General features: G+C 70.1%; 17 protein-coding genes. 3 read left to right on the top strand and 14 right to left on the bottom strand.

What is annotated here, in order from left to right:
* Positions 1-9: 9 nt before the first annotated feature.
* Positions 10-2,121, top strand: coding sequence for a S9 family peptidase (locus tag LMI96_RS15465; RefSeq protein ID WP_228362117.1), 2,112 nt, complete (start codon positions 10-12; stop codon positions 2,119-2,121).
* 178 nt (positions 2,122-2,299) lie between these two features.
* Here the strand turns inward: LMI96_RS15465 and LMI96_RS15460 are convergent, their stop codons facing one another.
* The 5 genes from LMI96_RS15460 to LMI96_RS15440 all read right to left on the bottom strand — a co-directional run bounded on the left by LMI96_RS15460 (position 2,300) and on the right by LMI96_RS15440 (position 10,242).
* A complete protein-coding gene (locus LMI96_RS15460; protein WP_228362116.1) occupies positions 2,300-3,220 on the bottom strand; it encodes a hypothetical protein in 921 nt (306 codons plus the stop codon).
* 491 nt (positions 3,221-3,711) lie between these two features.
* Complete coding sequence (locus tag LMI96_RS15455; protein ID WP_223723389.1) at positions 3,712-4,740, bottom strand: 6-phosphofructokinase; 1,029 nt, start codon at positions 4,738-4,740, stop codon at positions 3,712-3,714.
* A 128-nt stretch (positions 4,741-4,868) separates the two neighbouring features.
* Positions 4,869-7,022 (bottom strand): DEAD/DEAH box helicase, encoded by a 2,154-nt coding sequence (locus LMI96_RS15450; RefSeq protein ID WP_223723388.1) that lies wholly within the window; start codon positions 7,020-7,022, stop codon positions 4,869-4,871.
* A gap of 167 nt (positions 7,023-7,189) precedes the next feature.
* Complete coding sequence (locus LMI96_RS15445; RefSeq protein ID WP_228362115.1) at positions 7,190-7,831, bottom strand: hypothetical protein; 642 nt, start codon at positions 7,829-7,831, stop codon at positions 7,190-7,192.
* Positions 7,832-7,902: 71 nt separating this feature from the next.
* Entirely contained in the window at positions 7,903-10,242 is a 2,340-nt protein-coding gene (locus LMI96_RS15440; RefSeq protein WP_228362114.1) for a cation-translocating P-type ATPase, read from the bottom strand.
* A 102-nt stretch (positions 10,243-10,344) separates the two neighbouring features.
* On the opposite strand from LMI96_RS15440, the gene LMI96_RS15435 reads away from it, so the two are divergent.
* The gene (locus tag LMI96_RS15435) at positions 10,345-11,727 is read left to right on the top strand and encodes an MFS transporter (RefSeq protein WP_223723385.1); all 1,383 of its coding nucleotides are present in this window, start codon (positions 10,345-10,347) and stop codon (positions 11,725-11,727) included.
* Positions 11,728-11,763: 36 nt separating this feature from the next.
* Here LMI96_RS15435 and LMI96_RS15430 read toward each other — a convergent pair whose 3' ends face one another.
* From LMI96_RS15430 to truB, 4 genes are all read right to left on the bottom strand, one after another.
* A complete protein-coding gene (locus tag LMI96_RS15430) occupies positions 11,764-12,723 on the bottom strand; it encodes a bifunctional riboflavin kinase/FAD synthetase (RefSeq protein WP_223723490.1) in 960 nt (319 codons plus the stop codon).
* Positions 12,720-13,148 carry a hypothetical protein gene (locus LMI96_RS15425; RefSeq protein ID WP_228362113.1) on the bottom strand — a complete coding sequence of 143 codons (429 nt, stop codon included), beginning with the start codon at positions 13,146-13,148 and terminating at the stop codon, positions 12,720-12,722. Before LMI96_RS15425 ends, LMI96_RS15430 begins: the two co-directional genes overlap by 4 nt.
* A 62-nt stretch (positions 13,149-13,210) precedes the next feature.
* Positions 13,211-13,579: a hypothetical protein gene (locus tag LMI96_RS15420; RefSeq protein WP_223723383.1), complete on the bottom strand. Its 369-nt coding sequence runs from the start codon at positions 13,577-13,579 to the stop codon at positions 13,211-13,213.
* Positions 13,576-14,487 (bottom strand): tRNA pseudouridine(55) synthase TruB, encoded by a 912-nt coding sequence (gene truB, locus LMI96_RS15415; protein ID WP_228362112.1) that lies wholly within the window; start codon positions 14,485-14,487, stop codon positions 13,576-13,578. Before truB ends, LMI96_RS15420 begins: the two co-directional genes overlap by 4 nt.
* A gap of 53 nt (positions 14,488-14,540) precedes the next feature.
* Here truB and LMI96_RS15410 point away from each other — a divergent pair, with 53 nt between their 5' ends.
* Entirely contained in the window at positions 14,541-15,407 is an 867-nt protein-coding gene (locus LMI96_RS15410) for an A/G-specific adenine glycosylase (protein ID WP_228362111.1), read from the top strand.
* A gap of 85 nt (positions 15,408-15,492) precedes the next feature.
* On the opposite strand, the gene rbfA is transcribed toward LMI96_RS15410, so the two are convergent.
* The 5 genes from rbfA to LMI96_RS15385 form a co-directional block, all read right to left on the bottom strand.
* Complete coding sequence (gene rbfA / locus LMI96_RS15405; protein WP_223723380.1) at positions 15,493-15,921, bottom strand: 30S ribosome-binding factor RbfA; 429 nt, start codon at positions 15,919-15,921, stop codon at positions 15,493-15,495.
* 146 nt (positions 15,922-16,067) lie between these two features.
* Positions 16,068-18,860: a translation initiation factor IF-2 gene (gene infB, locus LMI96_RS15400; RefSeq protein ID WP_228362110.1), complete on the bottom strand. Its 2,793-nt coding sequence runs from the start codon at positions 18,858-18,860 to the stop codon at positions 16,068-16,070.
* 59 nt (positions 18,861-18,919) lie between these two features.
* Positions 18,920-19,192 carry a YlxR family protein gene (locus LMI96_RS15395; protein ID WP_223723378.1) on the bottom strand — a complete coding sequence of 91 codons (273 nt, stop codon included), beginning with the start codon at positions 19,190-19,192 and terminating at the stop codon, positions 18,920-18,922.
* A 28-nt stretch (positions 19,193-19,220) separates the two neighbouring features.
* Entirely contained in the window at positions 19,221-20,207 is a 987-nt protein-coding gene (nusA, locus tag LMI96_RS15390; RefSeq protein ID WP_223723489.1) for a transcription termination factor NusA, read from the bottom strand.
* A gap of 92 nt (positions 20,208-20,299) precedes the next feature.
* The gene (locus LMI96_RS15385; RefSeq protein WP_228362109.1) at positions 20,300-22,138 is read right to left on the bottom strand and encodes an alpha/beta fold hydrolase; all 1,839 of its coding nucleotides are present in this window, start codon (positions 22,136-22,138) and stop codon (positions 20,300-20,302) included.
* Between the last annotated feature and the right edge of the window lie 57 nt (positions 22,139-22,195).

The raw sequence follows: 22,195 nt of genomic DNA, 5'->3' as shown, positions 1-22,195 counted from the left end.
CGTGGAACGGTGACCGACACTGCCGCATCCGCCCGTCCGCCCGTCGCCGCCCGAGACCCGCGTCCTCGCCGTCACCACGGTGACGAGTTCGCGGATCCGTACGAATGGATGCGGGCCAAGGATGACGCGCGCGTCACCGCGCACCTCGAGGCCGAGAACGCGTACACCGACGCACGCACCGCGCATCTGGAGCCGCTGCGCGAGCAGATCTTCCAGGAGATCAAGGGCCGCACCCGCGAGACCGATCTGTCGGTGCCGACCCGTCGCGGCGACTGGTGGTACTTCTCGCGCACGGTCGAGGGCCAGCAGTACGGCATCCACTGCCGCGCCCCCATCGCCGACCCGACGAACTGGACGCCGCCCGAGCCGACAGAGGGCGAGACGCTTCCCGGCGAGCAGGTCCTGCTCGACGGCAACCTCGAAGCCGACGGAGAGGAGTTCTTCTCCCTCGGCACGTTCGAGGTCTCGAACGACGCACGACTGCTGCTCTACGGCGTCGACACCGACGGCGACGAGCGGTACACCCTGCGCGTGCGGAACCTCGACACGGGTGAAACCCTCCCCGACGTGATCGATGGGACGTTCGCCGGGGCGTCGCTCTCCCCCGACGGCCGGTTCATCGTCTACTCGACCGTCGACGACGCGTGGCGGCCCGACACCGTGTGGCTGCACGAACTCGGCACACCCACCGCATCCGATCAGAAGCTCTTCCACGAACCCGACGAGAAGTACTGGGTCGGGGCGGGCTTCACCCGCAGCGATCGGTTCCTCGTCATCGGCCTCGGATCGTCGATCACGTCGGAGGAATGGCTCGTCCCCGCCGACGATCTGCGGGCCGAGCCCCGCGTCGTCTGGCCGCGCCAGGAGGGGGTGGAGTACGACTCGGAGCACGCGATCGTGGACGGCGAGGACGTGCTGTACATCCTGCACAACGACGGTGCCCTCGATTTCGAGCTCGTTCGCGTTCCGGCATCCGACCCCCGCGCGTCGCGCGAGATCGTCATCGCCCACCAGCCCGGTCAGCGCCTGCTCGGCGTCTCGACGTTCCGCGACTGGGGCGTCGTCGGGTACCGTCGCGACGGCATCGCGCGGATCGGGATGCTGGACTACGCGACCTCCGACGTGCGGGAGATCGCCTTCGACGAGCCGCTGTACTCGGTCGGCACGGCGGGCAATCCCGAGTGGGCCCCGCCCCTCCTGCGTCTCGGCTACGGGTCGTTCGTGACGCCCTCCACCGTGTACGACTACGACCCCGCCACGGGAGACCTGCAGCTGCGCAAGCAGCAGCCGGTGCTCGGCGGGTACGACGCCGCGGACTACGCCCAGGCCCGCGTCTGGGCCACCGCCCACGACGGCGTCCGCATCCCGATCTCGCTCGTCTGGAAGCGCTCGTTCGGCGAGATGGGCGAGAACCCCCGGCCCGTACACCTCTACGGATACGGCTCGTACGAGCACTCGATCGAACCCGCGTTCTCGATCGCGCGGTTGTCGGAACTCGATCGCGGTGTCGTCTTCGCCGTCGCTCACGTGCGCGGCGGGGGCGAAATGGGCCGCCAGTGGTACGAGGACGGCAAGCTGCTCGCCAAGCGCAACACGTTCACCGACTTCGTCGACTGCGCACGGCACCTCGTCGACGGCGGATACACGACGCCCGCGACGCTTGTCGCGGAGGGCGGATCGGCCGGCGGATTGCTCATGGGTGCGGTCGCGAACCTCGCCCCGGAGCTGTTCGCCGGGATCGTCGCCGACGTCCCCTTCGTCGACGCGCTGACCACGATCCTCGATCCGTCGCTGCCGCTGACGGTCATCGAGTGGGACGAGTGGGGCGACCCGCTGCACGACCCCGAGGTCTACGCGTACATGAAGTCGTACTCGCCGTACGAGAACGTGCGCGATGGCGTCGCCTACCCCCGCATCCTGGCCGTCACCTCGTTCAACGACACCCGCGTCCTCTACGTGGAACCGGCAAAGTGGGTCGCCCGCCTGCGCGACGTCGGCGCCGATGCGCTGCTCAAGTGCGAGATGGTCGCCGGTCACGGCGGCGTGAGCGGCCGGTACAACGCCTGGCGCGAGCGCGCATTCGAGCTGGCCTGGCTGCTGGACGTGCTCGACCTGGCCTGAGCCCGCCGCGGCGGGTGGGTGGGTGCGGGCGGGGGTGGGTGCGCTGCATCCGCCTCTCCCCCCCCCATGTCCCACTTTTTGCACTCCGTGTCCCACTTTTTGCCGTTACGAGCGGCTCATAGCGGCGAAAAGTGGGACATGGTGAGGCCGAGATCTCCTCCGCTCAGAGACATTCCGACTAGTGCCCGGGGCGCCATCCCGCATCGACGAGCGCGCGGCGCACCTTTGCGACGGCGAGCTGTGCGCCGCCGCTCATGTGGTGATTCATCACTCTCACGTGCTGCCAGCCTTGGGCGCGTACCCGATCCCATCTGTCGGAATCCTTCGCGAACTGCGACGAATCCATCTCGTGCACGCGGCCGTCGTACTCCGCCGCCACCCTCCAGCGAGGGAAGGCGAGGTCCAGCTCGGCCACGGCGCGCCCCGCCCGATCGCGGAGCACCCAATTGACTTCGGGGACAGGAAGGCCGCCGCGCACGAGAACGAGGCGCAATTTGGTCTCACGCGCTGACCGCACCCCGACCCTGATCTCTGACAACGCGCGCGAGAGAAGCCTCGACCGCAGGTCCCCCATGACCTCGATCTCCTCGGCGAGCTCTGCGATAGAAGCCAGGGGACGAGCGCCGGACACCAGATAGTCTCCGGCGGCGATCAAGTCATCGAGCCGCCACGTCGTACCGGCCTGGCGCCAGGCGCGAACGGGGTGTTCGACGGGGAGGCCTCTGATGCCTGCCTGAGTGGCCGGCTCGCGCAATTGAAGCCGATGGCCGCGGATGCCGGGCACCCGGGGCTCTCGGGTCGGTCGGTGTGCCGAGACGTGCAGCTCGGGGCGGTACGGCCACTCCGGCATCGGCGCACCGTGTAAACCCAGCGCCGTTTCATGGCTGAAGAACTGCCAGTCCGCGAGGCGCGGGGCATACTCGGCGCATCGCTCGGAAAGCGAGGTTCCCACAGGGTCGACGATCCGTGCGCGGATGCCCGAGTAGGGCGCTCTGAGGTCGCTCCGCCGCACCCGCGCCCACCCGAGCCCGCGTTCCCGCGCATCGGTGACGGAGAAGTACGACGGCAGGTCGGACGGCAGCTCTTCCGGAGTGCGCATCGACACACCGTGCCCGATGTGGGATCTCCGGCCGCGCGCGCGAGGCGGATCCGGGACGGATTCAGCGACCGGTTCGACTGTGGAGGATCAGTCAAACCACGGAGTCTTCTGCATCCGTGTCCCACTTTTTGCCGCTATGACGGTCACTTAGCGGCAAAAAGTGGGACATGAACAGCGAAAAGTGGGACATGCCACCGTTGGAGGGGAAGCGTCAGCACGCGGCAGCAGCAAGAGAGCCGGATGCGGACGCGCCCGGCGGATGCGGACGCGCCCGGCAGATGCGGACGCGCCCGGCAGATGCGGACGCGCCCGGCGGATGCGGTCGCGCTGCCGGGCGGCGCACGGCGGATTCGCCCGGCAGATGCGGATGCGGCCGGCGGACGCGCCCGGCAGATGCGGATGCGCACGGCAGATGCGGATGCGCCCGGCAGATGCGGATGCGGCCGCGGCCGCGCACGGCGGATGCCGCCAGCGCCGCCGGGCGGCGGGGCTCAGCCGAAGAGGGCCGCGGCTTCTTCGTAGCGGTACAGCGGCACGGTGTTGAGCTCGCCGAGCGCTTCGGCGAACGGCACCCGCACGATGTCGGTGCCGCGCATGGCGACCATCTGACCCCACGCGCCCTCGATGACCGCGTCCGCGGCGTGCAGCCCGAGCCGGGTGGCGAGCACGCGGTCGAAGCCGGACGGCGAACCGCCGCGCTGGATGTGACCGAGGACGGTCGCACGGGTCTCGATGCCGGTGATCCGCTCGATCTCGGGCGCCAGCACCTCGCTGATGCCGCCCAGACGCGGGCGGTTGAACGCATCCAGACCCTTGTCGCTGAACGCCTCGTCCATGCCGGTGAGCGTGAAGCCCTCCGAGACCACGACGAGCGGTGCGCGGCCACGATCGTGAGCGCGGGAGACCTGCGAGACGATCTCGTCGATCGACATCGGCACCTCGGGGATGCAGATCACGTGCGCGCCGGCGGCGACGCCCGCGTGCAGCGCGATCCAGCCGACGTGGCGGCCCATGACCTCGGCGACCATGCAGCGCTGGTGCGAGTCTCCGGTCGTGCGAAGCCGGTCCATCGCGTCGGTCGCGATGTTCACCGCGGTGTCGAACCCGAACGAGTAGTCGGTCGCGCGCAGATCGTTGTCGATCGTCTTCGGCACACCGAGCACGTTGATGCCGTCGTTCGCGAGACGGTTGGCGGCCGCGAGGGTGCCCTCACCGCCGATCGCGATGATGCCGTCGATCCGGTGCCGTTCGAGGGTCTTCGCGATGTTCTCGGCGCCGCCGCGGGGACCCTCGTAGGGGTTCGTGCGGCTGGTGCCGAGGATCGTGCCGCCGACCTTCGACAGACCCTTCACCTCGTGCCGGGTGAGCGGGAAGAAGTCGGCGTCGACGAGACCGCGCCATCCGTCGCGGATGCCCACGAATTCGAGGTCGTAGGTGGTCGTGCCCTTGAGGATCACACCGCGGATGACCGCGTTGAGTCCGGGGCAGTCGCCGCCGCTGGTGAGGATGCCGATCTTCATGCTGGAGTCCCTGCTTCCGGGTGTAGCTTCTCCGTGGAATGGGGCGACGCTGCCTCCCCGACACTATCGCGCCGGAGCGCTCCGGCGCACCCGGACCCTCCCGGAAGAAATACCGGGAGGGCGTCGGATCAGCCGCCGAGGGCGACGCGGGTGAGGTGCATGAGCGCCGACAGCTGCACGGAATCGCTCGTGCCCGGTTCGACGACCTGACCGTCCAGCGCGCGCAGCGAGAGTCCCTGCTTCGCGTCGATGAGCTCCGCGATCTTCGTGTCGATCGTGTGCGCGGCGATGATGCGCCACGCGGTCACCGGCTCACCCTGACCGATGCGGTGCACGCGGTCGATGGCCTGGGTCTGCTCGGCAGCCGTCCAGGAGAGCTCCGCGAGGACCACGTTCGACGCCGCTTGCATGTTGACGCCGACACCGGCCGCCGTGAGCGAGCACACCGCGATCGCCACGCTGGGATCCGAATTGAACGCGTCGATCGCGTCCTGCCTGACCGCCGTCGTCTGGTCTCCGCGCAGCGAAACGGTCTTCAGCCCGGATGCGGCGAAGTGCGCCTCCGCAGCATCCATGACGTCGATGTGCTTGGCGAAGAAGACGACCTTGCCCACCGAGCGCTGCAGCTGCACGGCGTAGTCGGCGGCGAGGTGCGCCTTCGCCTGACCGATGCGTCGCACCATTGAGAAGACGTTCTCGCTTCCGGATGCGGCGCTCTTGGACTCGTCGAGTTCGTGCTGCGAAACGAGGCGCACGATGTCTTCGTCGAGCTCGCCGGCAGCGAGCCCGCGGTCGCCGCGGGCCTCGAGGATGCGGCGGTACTTCGCGGCCAGCCGGTCGCCGAGCTCCCGCTCGGCCTGGCGGATCGATCGACCGAACTCGTCGTCGAGCTCCACCGGAAGGTCGGCGATGAGCTTATCGGGCAGGTCGGCGGCGACGTCGGTCTTGCGACGTCGCACGATTCCCATCGAGATGACCGCGCTGCGTGCTTCGGGGTAGAACGACTTGTCGGCCGGCGTGAGTCCGGTCGCGTCGAGCTTCTCCATCAGCTCGAGACCGGGCTTCTCGCCGTTCGTCCAGCCGAGGAAGCGCCAGATCGCGTCGAAGTCCTCGACGTCGTTGATCAGCGGCGTCCCGGTCAGCGCGAGCAGCAGCGGGTTCCGCAGGCGGTCGCGGATCTGCGCCGCCAGCGCCAGCACGTTGCGCGATCGCTGCGAGGTGAGGTTCTTGATGAAGTGCGCCTCGTCGACGACCATTCCGCGCAGCCCGAGTGAGCTCAGCCAGGTCAAATGCCGGTCGAGGACCTCGTAGTTCACGATGAACACGTCGGCGAACGCGTCGATGTTCTCGCCGTCGCCCTGGATGACCGTGGCACGTCGCTGGGGAGTCCACCGCTCGACCTCGCGCGCCCAGTTCATCTTCACGACGTTCGGCACGACGACCAGAAGCGGGTAGGCCCCGGCGACGGATGCGGCCAGCACCGACTCCGCGGTCTTTCCGAGGCCCGGCTCATCGGCGAGCAGGAAGCTCCGGTGCCCCTCGCGAACGGCTTCGAGGAACCGCGACTGGTGCGGCATGACCTCGAGCCCCTTGGGCGAGAGCCGGTCGTACTCGGGGACGGGCGGCAGCTCCATCGTGGCTGCGCCTCCGCCGGCACCGGTCTCGAACGCTTTGTACAGCGGCCCCATCAGCTCCCAGCCGTCGAGCCGACGCCGCGGCGTCTGAGCGGGAGCGTGCGGGCTGAGGTCGGGCGCGAGGAACGGGTTCGACAGCTGACGCGCCTCGAACTGCGGCGGGATCACCTGACGTGCGGAGCTGGAAGCAGAGACGACCGGCGCGGCGGCGGGAGCCGCATCCGTGATGATGAGCTCGTCCGGCGCCAGCTCGGCACCCGATTCGATCAGCCAGTCCCGGCGCATCCGCTTGGCCACGGGCGACGTCGCCTGATCGACCTCGAGCAGCTGGATGAGCGAGGTGTCGCGCGCCGCCGTCTTGGCGAGGATCGTCGCGACACCGTCGAGCCGCTTGAGCAGCTCGGCGCGGACGCCGTCGGTGAGCTCGGTGTCGGACTTCACCCGCGCGCGCTCCTCGCGCACGAGGAATGCGATCACCTGGAACTTCACCCGGTTGGTGGGGCCGAGCTTGCCGCGCTGCGACTTCGCCTCGACCTCGCGCACCTTGCGGGCGAGGATCGGGATGACGGGTGCATCCTCGTCACGGCGGGGGGACGAGGTCTTCCTGCGTCGCTGCGCGGAGTGCGCGGCGGAAGCCGTAGTCGGCATGCTCCTCCTGAGCGTCGGGTCCGAACGGACCAGCGACCGGTGGTCAGAGTCCCGCGGGCGGCTCGGTGCCGGAACGGACGCGGGGAGATCGATTTGCGTGCGACACGATGCACGACCGGAACGATCGAGTGCAGTTTACGCCATTCCCCGCCCCGTGGCGGCACGAGTCATCCCCAGAGCGTCGCGGCGATGTCTTCCGTGTATCCCTGCGGCGGCAGGCCCACCCAGGCCGTCGACACCCAGCCGTTGCCGCGCAGGAAGTGGGCTTCGCCCTCGGCTGCGGACTGCGACCCGGCAGCGGCCGAAGAGCAGAGGATGCCGCCGTCGACATCGGTGCACGGCAAACCGTTCGTGGCCAGCAGATCCTGCACACGCGGCACGTCCTCGGACGCGAGGATCGTCACCGTGGTCGACAGGCTGCTCGCGCCGCCGGTTCCCCACGTGCAGTGCAGGGTGGGGACGCCCGAATCGATGAGACCGCCTGCCGCCTCGATCCGCGTCGATGCGAACGTGACCGCGGAGTCGTTCAGCGGCGGGACGTCGGCGTCGAGCGTGGCGCGCATGGCATCGGAGTACAGCGCGTCACAGGAACCCGGCAGGGAGATCTCGAGTGCCTGCGGGCGGTCGCTCGCGGGCGCGGGCGGTTCGGGTGTCTCCGCCGGCGTGCTCGTCGCCGACGAACTCGGCGAGCTCGTTGGGGTCGCGGTGGTCGCCGACGGTTCGGGCACGCAGGCGGCGAGCGCGAAGGCCGCGGCGGCGACCGCGGTCACGGCCAGCAGGGTGCGGGTTCGGGGACGGAAGGTCGTCACGGATGCCTCCGGAAGTCGGTGTGATCCGACCCTAACCGCCGCCCCCGGCGTGGCGAGCCAGGCGCGCGGCGTCAGCCCGCGCGCCGCAACCGCAGGCTGTTCAGCACTACGAACACGCTCGAGAACGCCATCGCCGCGCCCGCGATCATCGGGTTCAGAAGCCCCAGCGCGGCCAGCGGCAACGCCGCGACGTTGTAAGCGAAGGCCCAGAACAGGTTCTGCCGGATCGTGCGCATGACGCGGCGGCTGAGCCGCACCGCGACGACCGCCTGGCCGGGCCGGGACCCCGTCAGGGTGATGTCGCTCGCGTGGCGCGCCGCATCCGTTCCCCCACCCATCGCGATCCCAAGATCCGCGGTCGCCAGCGCCGCGGAGTCGTTGACGCCGTCGCCGATCATCGCGACCCGGCGGCCCTCGCCGCGGAGCCGCTCGATCTCGGCCACCTTCCCTTCGGGGGTGACGCCGGCGACGACCTCGTCGATTCCCGCCTCGGCGGCGATGCGCTCGGCGATCGACGCGGTGTCGCCGGTGACCAGACGCACCCGGATGCCGGCGGCCCGGAGGCCGGCGACCGCATCCGCGGCATCCGGTCGCAGAGTGTCGGAGACGATGAACACGGCCCGGGCGCGCATCGGCTCGTCGGCGGCGTCCCAGCCCGCGATGACGGCGGTGCCGTCGGCCGCGTGGTCGCGGAGAGCGGCGGTCAACGCGAACGGCAGGATCACACCCTGCGCCGTCGCGAAGGCGAGGTTTCCCGCGAACGCGCGGCGCCCCTCCACCACGCCGGTGACGCCCCGTCCGGGCTCCGCGCGGAAGTCCTCGACGCGCGGAGCGTCGGCGACGGCGAGGGCACGGGCGACCGGATGCTCGGACCGCGCCTCCAGCGCTCCGACGATCCGGCGTGCCTGGTGCTCGTCTCCGCCCGGCGCCGTCACGACCGCGGCGAGCGCCATCCGGCCCTCGGTGAGGGTTCCCGTCTTGTCGAAGACGACCGTGTCGATGCGGTCCGCGTTCTCGAGCGCGTCGGGTCCGGTGATCAGGACGCCCAGTTGCGCACCGCGCCCCGTGCCGACCAGAACGGCGATCGGGGTGGCCAGTCCCAGAGCGCACGGGCAGGCGATGATGAGCACCGCGACCGCGGCGGTGAATCCGTCGGCCGGCGAGAACCCGAGGGCCATCCACCCGACGAACGTGAGGACGGCCAGCGCGATGACGATCGGCACGAAGACGCCCGAGATTCGATCGGCGAGCCGCTGCACGCGGCTCTTGCCGAGCTGGGCGTTCTCGACCAGACGCGCGATCGCCGCGAGACGGGTGTCCGCCCCGACGGCGGTCGCTCGCACCGTGATCGCGCCGTCGCGGGCGATCGTGCCGCCGGTCACGGTGGACCCCGGGCTCGCCTGCGAGGGCACGGACTCACCCGTCAGCATGCTCTCGTCGACGGCCGCGCGCCCCTCGATGACGACGCCGTCGGTGGCGATCGCCTCTCCCGGACGCGCGATGAACTCATCGCCGACGCGCAGCTCGGCCAGCGGCACGACGCGACCGTCGGCGCGCAGCACATCGGTCGCGACGAGCTCGCCGAGGGCACGCAGCGCGGCGCCGGCGCGGCGCCGGGAACGCTGCTCGATGAAGCGGCCGAGCAGGAGGAAGACGGTGACGGCCGCCGCCACTTCGAAGTAGACGAGGGACGTCGCATCGTGCACCCGGCCGAACAGGGCGACCTCGTGGGTCACCCCGATCGTTCCGGCCGAACCGAAGAGGAGCGCCCACAGGCTCCAGCCGAATGCCGCGCCGGTTCCGAGGGTGATGAGGGTGTCCATGGTCAGCGCGCCGTGGCGGAGATTCGCGAACGTGGCGCGATGGAACGGCCACCCGCCCCACGCGACGATCGGAGCGGTGAGCACGAGCGACACCCACTGCCATCCTGCGAACTGCCAGGCCGGCACCATCCCGAGCGCGACGACCGGCACGGCGAGGACGATACTCACGATCAGACGCGTCCGCAGACTCGTCGTTCCGGGCGCATCCTCGACATCGTGCACGTGACCGCCGTGGTCGTGCTGGCCGTCATCATCGGCCCGCACCGCGTGCTCGTGAGCGCTGTGGTCATGAGCGCTGTGGTCATGAGCGCTGTGGTCATGGGCGCCGTGGTCGCTGTGGTCGTGCGCCGGCGGCGTCGCCGATCGCACCCGCGCGGTGTATCCGGCCTCGGCGACCGCGGAGACGAGCCGGGCAGGTTCTACGTCGTCGGGGAACGACACCCGAGCGGTCTCGGTGGCGAGGTTCACCGCTGCCGAGACGCCGTCAACGGCCTGCAGCCGCTTCTCGACACGCGCCACACAGCTCGCGCACGTCATGCCCTGGATCTCGAGGACCGCCTCTCGGCCGCCCATCGGGTGTTCGCTCATCGACATCTCCTTCGTTCTGCTATCCCCAACCGTATACCCCCCTGGGGTATTCCGCAGGCTGTCGACCGAACGAATGTCGACGGGCAGGGATAGCGTGCAGACATGGACACCGCACGCCGCACCGACCGCGTCGTGCTGACGGTCGCCATCCTCGCCTCGTTCGTCTCGTTCCTCGATGCCACGGTAGTGAACGTCGCTCTTCCCGCCATCGAACGCGATGTCGGCGGCGGCCTGGCAACGCAGCAATGGGTCGTCGACGCGTATCTCCTGACCCTCGGCGCATTCATTCTCGTCGCCGGTTCCCTCAGCGACGTCTTCGGTCGCGTCCGCATCCTGCGGGTCGGGCTGGTGCTGTTCGGCGTCGCCTCTCTCGCCATCGCGGCGAGCTCCGATCCGCTGACCCTGAATCTGCTCCGCGGTGTGCAGGGCATCGGCGGGGCACTGCTCGTTCCGAGTTCGCTGGCGCTCATCACCGCCCAGTTCCAGGATGCGGCCCGCGCCCGCGCGATCGGCATCTGGACCGGGGCGACCACCGTCGCGACCCTGGTCGGCCCCGTCGCGGGCGGACTCTTCGTCGATCTGCTCTCCTGGCGCTGGGTGTTCGTGATCAACGCTCTGCCGATCGCGCTGACGCTCGTCCTGCTCGCGCGCGGGGGCCTTCGCGACGAGCGCGTCCCGGGAGCCCGGATCGACATCCCGGGCGCCGCGCTCTGCACGCTCGGGCTCGGCGGAACGGTCTTCGCACTCATCGAGCAGCCGCGGCTCGGCTGGTCCTCCCCCGCCGTCTGGCTCACCGCGGTCATCGGTATCGCCGCACTGATCGGGTTCGTGTTCCGGCAGCGAGTCGCCGCGTCGCCCCTCATGCCGCTCTCGCTGTTCCGTGCGCGAAACTTCTGGGCCGGAAACCTGACGACGTTCTTCGTCTACGGTGCGCTGTCGCTCAACGGACTCGTGCTCGCCCTCTACCTCCAGGAGGGTGCCGGGCTCTCCGCCACGGAGTCCGGGCTCGCGAGCCTGCCGGCCACCCTGCTCATGATCCTGTTCAGCTCCCGGATCGGCGGCCTCGCCGGCCGCTTCGGTCCTCGCCTCTTCATGACGCTCGGGCCCGTGATCATGTCGATGGGCATGCTGTACTTCCTCTTCGTGGGCGAGGACTTCAACTACCTCACGCAGGTGCTCCCCGGAATCCTGCTCTTCGGCGCCGGACTCACCCTGACGGTGGCTCCCCTCACGGCGGCCGTACTCGGGGCCGTGCCGACGGACCGGAGCGGCATCGCATCGGCCGTCAACAACGCGGTCTCCCGTGTCGCAGGTCTCGTCGCCGTGGCGCTGCTCGGCGTCGTCGTCGCCGGAGATCTGGATCTCGACGGCTTCCACGCGGTCGCCATCGTCACGGCCGCCCTGATGGCGGCGGGTGCCGTGGCATCCTTCTTCGGCATCCGCAACACCACCGCATCCGCCTCCCCCGCGCCCGCCCAGAGCTGAGCGACCGCCCGCCCGCGGAACCGACCGGCGGTCTGCCTACGCGCGGCTGAGGATCGCGCGGACCTCGTCGACGTCTTCGGCCATCCGAACCATGAGCGATTCGATGTCGGCGAACGCGACCATGCCCCGCACCCGGCGCACGAACTGCACCTCGACCTCGTGGCCGTACAGGTCGAGATCGGTCTCGTCCAGCACGTAGGCCTCGACCTGTCGGACGGCGACGTCGTCGAAGGTGGGGTTGGTTCCGACCGAGATGGCCGCCGGGTAGCGGATGCCGGAGCGGAGCCCCGGCGCCTCATCCACGAGCCATCCGGCGTAGACCCCGTCGGCCGGCACGAAGCCCTCCAGCGCGGGCGAGAGATTGGCCGTCGGGAACCCGAGCTCGCGTCCGCGCTTGAGCCCGTGCACGACCTCTCCCCACACCGATGTGGGCCGGCCGAGGAGCTTCGACGCCGATGCGACGTCGCCCGCCGCGAGCAGCTCGCGTACCCAGGTCGAGGACACGCGGCGCCCCTCGTGGATGCCGCGTACCTCGTCGATGACATCGACACGGAACCCGAACTCGTCGCCCAGCTCTCGGAGGGTGTCGGGTGTGCCGGCTCCGCCGCGCCCGAACCGGAAGTCCGCGCCGACGAGCACGGTCGACACGGCCAGCGGACGCACGAGCGTGTCGACCACGAAGTCGCGGGGAGCGAGCGCGGAGAGCTGCTCGTCGAAGGTGAGCACCAGAGTCGCGTCGATGCCGGTCTCGGCCAGGAGCCGCAGCTTCTGCGGGAGGCTCACGAGATCCGTCGGACAGCGGTCGGGGCGCAGCAGCGCAAGCGGATTGCGATCGAACGTCACGGCGACGACCTTCGCGCCGCGCGTTGCTGCGTCGACCTTCGCTCGTTCGAGGATCGCGCGATGACCGGCGTGCACGCCGTCGAACTTGCCGATCGCGACGACCGACGGCCCGAACCCCGCGGGAACGTCATCGGGCGAGCGGAAGACCATCATCGCGGTGACCCCGCGAGGGCGGCGCTCCGGTGCGCCCACAGCCACCAGAGTCCGAAGAACGGCAGGATGAGCGGGATGAAGAGGTAGCCGATGCCGTAGAGCGACCAGACCGTCGGATGCTGGAACAGCGCCGGATCGAGCAGGCTCAGGGTGCCGACCACGAGGACGCCGACCAGCTCGAACCCGATGGCGGCCCAGGCGATGCGGTACCAGATCGTGCGGCCGGCGAAGACGAGCGCCAGGGTGGCCACGATGTAGACCACCGCCGCGACGGCGGAGAGGGTGTAGGCGACGGGCGCTTCGTCGAACTCGCGCACGATCTGCACGAACGAGCGGCCGGTGGCGGCGAGGGCCATGATCGCGTAGACGACGACGAGAACGCGGCCGATGCCGCTCATGCGGCGGCGGGGAACGGGCTGTGACATGTCGCATCCATCCTAGTTCGGCGGCGACCGTGCGCCTCTCGAACCGTCGACGATCGCGGCGCTCAGGTCAGCTGAACCGTCCAGATGACGTGCATGCGCCACGTCATGACCGCGACGGCGAGGGCGGCGATCCCCATGATGACGGTGCTCCACCGGCTCCGCTCCAGCAGCGCCCATGCGACGCCGGCGGGCGGCAGCAGCACGGCCGACACCAGGTAGACCCAGTACTCGAGCAGACTGCCGCTGGCCGCGTTGCCGACCGCGGGAGCGATCAGTGCCGTCACGACCTGGGCGATGAGGAGAACCTCGACGAGCGCGAGAGATCCGACGCTCAGGTCGCTCGGTCGACGCCCGGCGAGGCCGAGCACGATGCAGAGCACACCTGCCCCGACCGCGACCGCGACCTGCACGAGGGTGAACCACAGGATCATGCGCGCTCCTCCGGCATGTTCATGGCGCTCTTCAGATCAGCGCCGCGACGTTCGAGGACGCCGATGAGGCGCCCCTCCGGATCGACCGCTGCCGCGCGCGATCCGCCCAGCCGCGCGACCGCCCCGATCAGACGCTTTCCGTGGCGCAGGTCTCGGGCTTCGTCCGCCGTGACGTCGAGGCGAGGCATCACCTGAGACGCGGCCGCGACGGGATCGAGCAGCTCGCCCTCCGCGATCGCAGACACGGCCGCCGCGTGCGCCACATCGAATGCACCGATCCGCGTGCGCCGCAGGGCGGTGAGGTGGCCGCCGGTGCCGAGCGCTGCACCCAGGTCGCGTGCGAGCGCCCGGATGTAGGTGCCGCTCGTGCAGTCCACGACCACGTCCAGGTCGATCGCGTCCGCGCTCCGGCGCGTCTCGAGCACATCGAAGCGCGCCACCGTGACGCGGCGTGCGGTCAGCTCGACCGCCTCCCCCGCCCGCGCGAGGTCGTAGGCTCGGCGCCCCGCGACCTTGATCGCCGACACGATGCTCGGCACCTGGTCGATCTCGCCCGTCAGGGGCCGGATGCGGTCGGCGATCTCCGCATCCGTCACCGCACCCAGACGCTGCGGATCCGCGCGCGAGGTTTCCTCGCCGTCGGCGTCGTCACTGTCGGTCGAGACCCCCAGCCGGATGGTCGCCGAGTAGGTCTTGTCGAGGCCGACGATGTAGGTGAGCAGGCGCGTCGCGGGCCCAACGCCCAGCACGAGCAGGCCCGTGGCCATGGGATCGAGCGTGCCGGCATGACCGATCTTCCGCGTCTGGAGTGCCCGCCGCGCGCGGGAGACCACGTCATGGCTCGTCATCGCGCCGTCCTTGTCGACGAGCAGGATCCCGTTCGGGGCGGCAGCCTTCTCGTCGCGCATCCTCCCAGCCTACGGCGGCCGGGCGACCGTCTTCGCGCGCATACGCTGTCGGGGTGTCCGATCTCGTCACCCCGTTGAACGCCTGGTTCCGTGCTCACTCGCGGCCGCTGCCCTGGCGGGCACCCGGGTACGGCGCGTGGGGTGTGCTGGTGAGCGAGTTCATGTTGCAGCAGACCCCGGTCGCCCGCGTCGTTCCACTGCTGGAGGCCTGGCTCTCGCGCTGGCCCACCCCCGCCGACCTCGCCAGCGCACCTCCGGCCGAGGCGGTGCAGCACTGGGCGAACCTCGGCTATCCGCGGCGCGCGCTCTGGTTGCACCGGGCGGCCGTCGAGATCCGGGACCGGCACGATAACGTCGTGCCCCGCGACGTCGAGGCGCTCCTCGCCCTCACCGGCGTCGGCGACTACACAGCGCGCGCGGTGGCGGTCTTCGCGTACGGCGACCACCACCCCGTGGTCGATACGAACACCCGGCGCGTCATCGCTCGCGTGATCGGCGGGCGGTCTCAGCCCGGTCCGGCGGCGCGCAGGGACCTCGACGAGATGGCGGCGCTCCTGCCATCGGATCGCACGGAGGCCGCGACCTTCAACGCCGCGACCATGGAGCTCGGGGCCGTCATCTGCACGGCGCGCACGCCACGCTGCGCGGAGTGTCCGATCGCGCAGTCCTGCGCGTGGCGGGCCGCGGGGTATCCCGACACGGGCGACACGCGCCGCCGACAGGCACGCTACGAGGGCAGCGATCGTCAGGCGCGGGGCGCAGTCCTGCGGGTGCTGCGGACGGCGAACGGCCATGCCGCCCCGATCGACGGGGTCGCCGCTGATTGGCCGGACCAGGCTCAGCGCGATCGGGCGATCGACTCGCTGATCGCCGATGGCCTGGCCGAGGCATCCGACGGCATTCTGCGCCTGCCCCGGTAACGCACGCTCACCTCGGTGATGCACAGCCGAGACGAAGAACGGGGACCGGCCGCAGCCGATCCCCGTTCTCGTTCGCGTTCGTCGCTCAGTCTTCGAGTTCGCGCGGCTTGACGTAGGGGTCTTCTTCTCCCGCGTAGTCGGCGGATGCGGCGAGCCCTGCAACGGACTTGTCGCGTTCGCGCGCCTCGCGGAGGAGGTGCTCGATGTGGCCCGCGTTCTCCGGGATGCCGTCGGCGATGAACTCGAGCGTCGGCGTGAGCCGGATCGCCAGCTGACGGCCGACCTCGCTTCGGAGCATGCCGGTGGCGGCGGTCAGCGCCGCGGCGGAGTCGTTCCGCTCCTGTTCGGTGCCGAGCACCGTGTAGAAGACCGACGCGTGCTGCAGGTCGCCGGTCACTCGCACATCGGTGATCGTGACGAACCCGAGCCGCGGGTCGCGGAGCCCTTTTTCGAGCCGCTCCGCGATGAGCACGCGGATGCGGTCCGCGAGGCGTGCCTGACGTTCGCTGGCCATACCTTTTCCTTTGTTTCTTTTCCGGATGAGAACGGAGGTCGCGGCGGAGGCGGAGGTGATGGACGCCTCTGAGGCAATCGGGGTAGGGGCCCCGCTCTTGCCGAAGAGGCGTCCATCACCGCAGCCGGAGCCGCGACCGGACGGTGTCAGCCGCGCGGCTTCTCGATGAGCTCGGTGGTCTCGATCTCGTCGCCGATCTGGATGTCGTTGAACTTACCGAGACCGATACCGGCCTCGAAGTCCGTCCGCACCTCGGTGACGTCGTCCTTGAAGCGACGCAGCGACTCGATGGCCAGACCATCGGCGAGCACGACGCCGTCTCGGATGACGCGCGCCTTGGCGTTGCGCGTGATCGTTCCGCTGCGGACGATGACACCGGCGATGTTGCCGAACTTCGAAGAACGGAACACCTCGCGGATCTCGGCCACACCCGACTGGATCTCTTCGTACTCCGGCTTGAGCAGGCCCTTGAGCGACTGCTCCACGTCGTCGATCGCGTTGTAGATGACCGAGTAGAACCGGACGTCCACACCCTCGCGGGCGGCACGCTCGCGTGCCTTCGTGTCGGGGCGGACGTTGAACCCGATGACGATCGCGTTGTCGATCGTTGCGAGGTTGATGTCGGACTCGGTGATCGCACCGACGCCGCGGTGGATGATCCGCAGCTGCACCGAATCGTCGACCTCGATCTTGAGGAGCGACTCCTCGAGCGCCTCGACGGCACCGGACACGTCGCCCTTGATGATGAGGTTGAGCGACTCGACCTTGCCCTCTTCGAGCGCACGGGTGAAGTCCTCGAGCGAGATGCGCTTGCGAGCCTTGGCCAGAGCGGCGTTGCGCTCTGCAGCTTCACGCTTCTCAGCGATCTGACGCGCCATGCGGTCCTCGTCGGTGACGATGAAGACGTCACCGGCACGGGGCACGGAGTTCAGACCCTGCACCTGCACGGGACGCGACGGGTAGGCCTCGTCGACGGCATCGCCGTTCTCATCGATCATGGCGCGGACGCGGCCGTAGGCCGTGCCGGCGACGATCGCGTCACCGACGCGCAGCGTTCCGGACTGGATCAGGACGGTCGCAACCGAACCGCGGCCCTTGTCGAGGCGCGCCTCGATGGCAACACCGCGAGCGGCCTTGTTCGGGTTCGCCGTGAGGTCGAGGCCGGCATCCGCCGTCAGCAGCACCGCATCCAGAAGTTCCTGGATGTTGATGTTGTTGCGCGCGGACACGTCGACGAACATGACGTCTCCGCCGTACTCCTCGGCGACCAGGCCGTACTCGGTCAGCTGCTGGCGCACCTTGGCCGGGTTGGCGTCGGGCTTGTCGATCTTGTTCACCGCGACAACGATCGGCACACCGGCGGCCTGGGCGTGGTTGAGCGCCTCGACCGTCTGCGGCATGATGCCGTCGTCTGCGGCGACCACGAGGATCGCCAGGTCGGTCACCTGGGCACCACGTGCACGCATGGCGGTGAACGCCTCGTGACCCGGGGTGTCGATGAAGGTGATCGCGCGGTCGATGCCCTCGTGCTCGGTCCACACCTGGTAGGCACCGATGTGCTGGGTGATGCCACCGGCCTCGCCCGCCACGACGTTCGTCTGACGGATCGCGTCGAGGAGCCTCGTTTTACCGTGGTCGACGTGACCCATGACGGTCACGACCGGCGGACGGATCTCGAGGTCGTCTTCGCTTTCGGCTTCCAGCTCGGCGTCGAGGTTCAGACCGAAGCCCTCGAGGAGCTCCTTGTCTTCGTCCTCAGGCGAGACCATCTGGATCTTGTAGCCGAGCTCCTCACCGAGGACCTCGAAGGTGGCCTCGTCGAGCGACTCGGTCGCCGTCGCCATCTCCCCCAGGTTGAAGAGGATGGTCACGAGCGTGCCGGGCTGCACCGTGTAACCGGCGATGGCCTCGATCTTGTCGGCGAAGTCCGCGATCGATGCGCCGCGGCGCATCCGAATGATCTGGCCGTTGCCCTTCTGGACGTTGACGCCACCGACGATCGGCGCCGACCGCATTTCGAATTCCTGCCGCTTCGCCCGCCGCGACTTGCGCTGCTTGGACTTGCCGCCGCCCTTACCGAAGGCACCCGCGGTGCCACCGCCGGGCCCACGACCACGACCGCCGCCGCCGCCGGGACGACCGGCGAATCCGCCGGCCGGGGCAGCACCGGGAGCACCGGGACGCTGGAAGCCACCGGCACCGCCGGGACGACCGGGACCGCCGGGACGCTGCTGGAACGGAGCGCCGGGACGACCGCCGCCACCGGGGCGACCTGCGCCACCGGGACGCGGAGCACCCGGACGCGGAGCGCCGGGACGCGGAGCCTGCGGACGCGGGATGTTGCCGGGGCTCGGGCGCTGGCCCATGCCCTGCGCGCTCGCGAACGGGTTGTTGCCCGGACGCGGACCGGCGGGACGCTGGCCCATGCCCTGCGCGCTGGCGAAGGGGTTGTTACCCGGACGCGGTGCGCCACCCGGACGCGGCGGTGCGGGGGTTGCCCCGCCCGGCTTCGGGGCGTCGCTCGCGGAGTCGGAGGCGGTCGGTGCGTCGACCGCGGGAGCAGTAGCTGCCGCGGGCTCTGCCGCGGGTGCGGGAGCAGGTGCCGCCGCTGCAGCGGGCTCGGGAGTCGCGACCGGCGCGGGCTCCGGGGCAGGAGCGGGGCTCGGCGCGGGCGCCTTGGGGCGGGCCGGGCCGGGACGCGCGGGACCCGGGCGTGCGCCCGAGGCCGGCTTCGGTGCCGACGAGGTCGCGGCGGGAGCGGACCCGCCGGATGCTGCGCCCTCCGCCTCGAGGGCGGCGCGGAGCTTGCGAGCCACGGGGGGCTCGATGGTGGATGAGGGGCTCTTGACGAATTCGCCGAGCTCCTTCAGCTTCGCGAGGGCGACTTTACTGTCGACGCCGAGCTCGGAAGCAATTTCGTGCACGCGTGGTTTTGCCACAATTCTCCTGTCTGAGGGCCTACCCCAAGACAGGGCAGACCGTTAGTCGCGGACGGGTCTCATTTCGAGCCGTTCACTTTTCGTCCATAGCCGTTCAGCCGTTTCTCGATGGTCTGGGTGTCAAGGGGACCTGACACGCGCAATGCCCGCACGAAGGCACGTCGCCGGATGGCGGCTTCCATGCACTCCCGCGTCTCGTGCACCCACGCGCCCCGCCCCGGCATCGACGCTCGCTCGTCGGGGACGAGGAGGGAATCGATGGCGATCACTCGAAGGAGATCGTTCCGGGAGGCACGCGTGCGGCATCCGACGCACGTTCGTACGGGTTCCATCCTACACCGGTCGTCGCGAGGACGCGGATCAGCCTTCGAGGATGCTGTCGGGCTGGATGTCGATCTTCGCGCCCGTGAGCTTCGCGGCGAGACGAGCGTTCTGCCCCTCTTTTCCGATCGCGAGCGACAGCTGATAGTCCGGCACGAGGGCGCGGACGGCCTTGGTGGACGCGTCGAGGATGAACGAGGAGGTGACCTTCGCGGGCGACAGCGCGTTGGCGACGAAGGCTGCCAGTTCACTGTTGTAGTCGACGATGTCGATCTTCTCGCCGCCGAGCTCTTCGGTCACGGCGCGCACGCGGCGCCCGAGCTCGCCGATGCAGGCGCCCTTGGCGTTGATGGAGCTGTCGTCGGTGCGCACGGCCATCTTGGTGCGGTGGCCGGCCTCGCGGGCCAGCGACACGATCTCCACGACGCCGGATGCGATCTCCGGCACCTCGAGCGCGAAGAGCTTCCGAACGAGGCCCGGGTGCGTGCGCGAGACGGTGATCTGCGGACCCTTGGTGCCCTTGGACACCGACGTGACGTACACGCGGATGCGGGTGCCGTGCGTGTAGTTCTCGCCCGGGACCTGCTCTTCGGGAGGCAGGATCGCCTCGACCGAACCGAGATCGACGTGCACCATCCGGGGGTTCGGACCCTGCTGGATCACGCCGGCGACGATGTCGCCCTCCTTGCCGCGGAACTCGCCCAGAACGGCGTCGTCGGCGATGTCGCGCAAACGCTGGTTGATGACCTGCTTCGCGGCGAACGCGGCGATCCGGCCGAAGTCGTCCGGGGCGCTCTCCTCCTCACCGACGACCGCACCCTCTTCGTCGAGAAGGGGCACGAACACGGCGACATGACCGGTCTTCCGGTCGAGGTGCGCACGCGCACCGGCCGGCAGTTCGCCGTCGGGCGAGGTGTGCTTGGCGTAGGCGGTCAGAATCGCCTGCTCGATGATCGAGACGAGTTCCTCGAAGGGGATCTCCCGCTCGCGTTCCACAGTGCGCAGCAGTCCGAGATCGATATCCACGGTGCCCTCCATATTCAGATCTTCGCGGGGCTCAGAGCGTCCGCATCCCGTCTACGTTACCCGATGCCGGCAGCACTCAGCTGGCGCTCCGCTCAGCGAGCGCAGTCGTCGACGACGGATGCGGGCGGCACTTCGGCGAGCAGCAGAGTGTTCGTCCAGCGGGCAAGATCGTGGAGCAGCGCCGACTTCGGCTGCAGCATGTCCTGGTGCCCCCGGCGCGGCACCGGAACCGCCCGCACCCGCTCGCCTTGGCTGCACAGTTCTTGCACGAGGCGCTGCTGAGCGGTGATCGGGATGACCTCGTCGCGGGTGCCCCAGGCGACCAGGATCGGCGTGCCCCACGGCCCCGTCGGCACGTTCTCCTCCAGCCGTCGCCCGAGCGCGCCGGTCGTCAGGTTGCCGGTGTCGAACGGGCTGTCCTCGCTCAGTCCCAGCGCGGTGAGGGCCGACACCATCACACCCGGTTCGCTCAGACAGCGTTGCGTCATCTCCCGCACGATCGGACGCGCACCCGTCGCGACGTAGTCGTTGAGCTCGACGTCGGGGTAGGTGTCGGCGTAGGGCACCAGCACCCACGCGACGAGCACCGTGAGCATGGCTCCGGCATCGCCGGACGTGAGCTCCTGGGCGAGCTCTGCAGGGTCGGCCGCCGGCGCGAGGGCCGCCGTGCCCAGGATGTCGATGCCGGGCGTGTACTCCGGGGCGATCTGCGTCGTCCAGAGCGCGGCGTGGCCTCCCTGGGAATGACCCCACACCACGGTCTGGGGTGAGAGCACGAGGTCGTCGATCTCGCCCGCCGCGAGCACCGCGTCGAGCGCCGACCGGGCCTCGCCCGTACCGATCAGGTACGGGAAGTCCCCCGGTGCGCCCTGGCCGCTGTAGTCGGGCGCGACGACGACCCACCCGCGCGCCAGCATCCGTTCGAGGTCCGGAATCGCCCACTTCGTCGCCGTGCCATCCGCGAGGCTCGGCGCACAGCCCCGTGCGACGCCCGTCGTGCCGTGGTTCCAGATCAGCACCGGACGCGGGCCGGGCGGCGGGTCCTTCGGGACGATCACCATGCCGCTGCCGGCGGCCGGGCGACCGCGCGCGTCCTCGGTCGTGTACAGGATGCGGCTCACCGTTCCGCGGGCGGGTTCACGCCCGAGGTAGTCGCCGGTGCGGATGAGGCGGCCGTGCCCGCTCGGCAGGGTGTCGGGCGGGTCGTAGAAGCCGTCGACGACCGGCGCGCCGTCGCTGAGCCAGTCATCGAGCCCGACGCCGCCGACGACGCCGAGCACGAGCACGAGCGACAGCGCGTAACGCCCGAGCGCGGTCCCCCAGCGCACACGGTCGGACGGGCGGTCCGGCGCATCCGTCGCCCCGGATCGCCCCGTGCGAATCGCCCCGATGCCGCGAACCAGAAGCGTCACGCCAAAGATCACGGTTCGCACCCCGAAGACCACGGCCACCACCAGCAGCGTCAGATCCGGCCAGGTCAGCGAGAGCGCGCCGAAAGCGATCTGCGCACCGCCCCACGCGACCGCGAGAACCCGCGCGCTCCGCACTCCGCCGGCCATCGCCTCGCCCAAGGAGGCCAGCCCACCCACGATCAGCAGAAGCGCGAGAGCGGGAGGCAGCAACTCGATGCTGCGTCCGAGCCAGACGAGGATGACGAGGCCTCCGGCGATCCACGCAATGGCCAACGCCCGCGCCCACCACGAGGGAGCGCGGCGGGGAGCGAGTTCGAGAACGCCCGACACGATCGCGCTGGCGCCGACGTAGACGCCGAGGAGGACGAGCGATGTCAGCGGCCGGATGACGATGAGCGCGCCGAGCGCCACGATGATGACGCCGAGCAGCACGGTCACGCGCGGCGGGGCGGCCGCGACGAGGCCCGGCAGGGCGCTCAACCGCAGCGAGCGCCGCGGGCGCGTCGGGCTCTCGGGCATCCGCACATTCTAGGCAGCACCGGCCGCCCGTCCGCGCCGTCCGGGGCCCGCCGTAGA

The sequence above is a fragment of the Microbacterium sp. cx-59 genome (assembly GCF_020805625.1).
Taxonomy (GTDB): domain Bacteria; phylum Actinomycetota; class Actinomycetes; order Actinomycetales; family Microbacteriaceae; genus Microbacterium.
Note: the sequence above shows the minus strand (reverse complement) of the source record. Positions and strands in the feature narration are given on the sequence as shown.

Bases quoted from the DNA above. Each gene is read 5' to 3' on its own strand.
- LMI96_RS15460 (WP_228362116.1), bottom strand. From the start codon at position 3,220: ATGCGCACTCCGGAAGAGCTGCCGTCCGACCTGCCGTCGTACTTCTCC.
- LMI96_RS15455 (WP_223723389.1), bottom strand. From the start codon at position 4,740: ATGAAGATCGGCATCCTCACCAGCGGCGGCGACTGCCCCGGACTCAAC.
- LMI96_RS15450 (WP_223723388.1), bottom strand. From the start codon at position 7,022: ATGCCGACTACGGCTTCCGCCGCGCACTCCGCGCAGCGACGCAGGAAG.
- LMI96_RS15440 (WP_228362114.1), bottom strand. From the start codon at position 10,242: ATGAGCGAACACCCGATGGGCGGCCGAGAGGCGGTCCTCGAGATCCAG.
- LMI96_RS15435 (WP_223723385.1), top strand. From the start codon at position 10,345: ATGGACACCGCACGCCGCACCGACCGCGTCGTGCTGACGGTCGCCATC.
- LMI96_RS15430 (WP_223723490.1), bottom strand. From the start codon at position 12,723: ATGATGGTCTTCCGCTCGCCCGATGACGTTCCCGCGGGGTTCGGGCCG.
- LMI96_RS15425 (WP_228362113.1), bottom strand. From the start codon at position 13,148: ATGTCACAGCCCGTTCCCCGCCGCCGCATGAGCGGCATCGGCCGCGTT.
- LMI96_RS15420 (WP_223723383.1), bottom strand. From the start codon at position 13,579: ATGATCCTGTGGTTCACCCTCGTGCAGGTCGCGGTCGCGGTCGGGGCA.
- truB (WP_228362112.1), bottom strand. From the start codon at position 14,487: ATGCGCGACGAGAAGGCTGCCGCCCCGAACGGGATCCTGCTCGTCGAC.
- rbfA (WP_223723380.1), bottom strand. From the start codon at position 15,921: ATGGCCAGCGAACGTCAGGCACGCCTCGCGGACCGCATCCGCGTGCTC.
- LMI96_RS15395 (WP_223723378.1), bottom strand. From the start codon at position 19,192: ATGGAACCCGTACGAACGTGCGTCGGATGCCGCACGCGTGCCTCCCGG.
- LMI96_RS15385 (WP_228362109.1), bottom strand. From the start codon at position 22,138: ATGCCCGAGAGCCCGACGCGCCCGCGGCGCTCGCTGCGGTTGAGCGCC.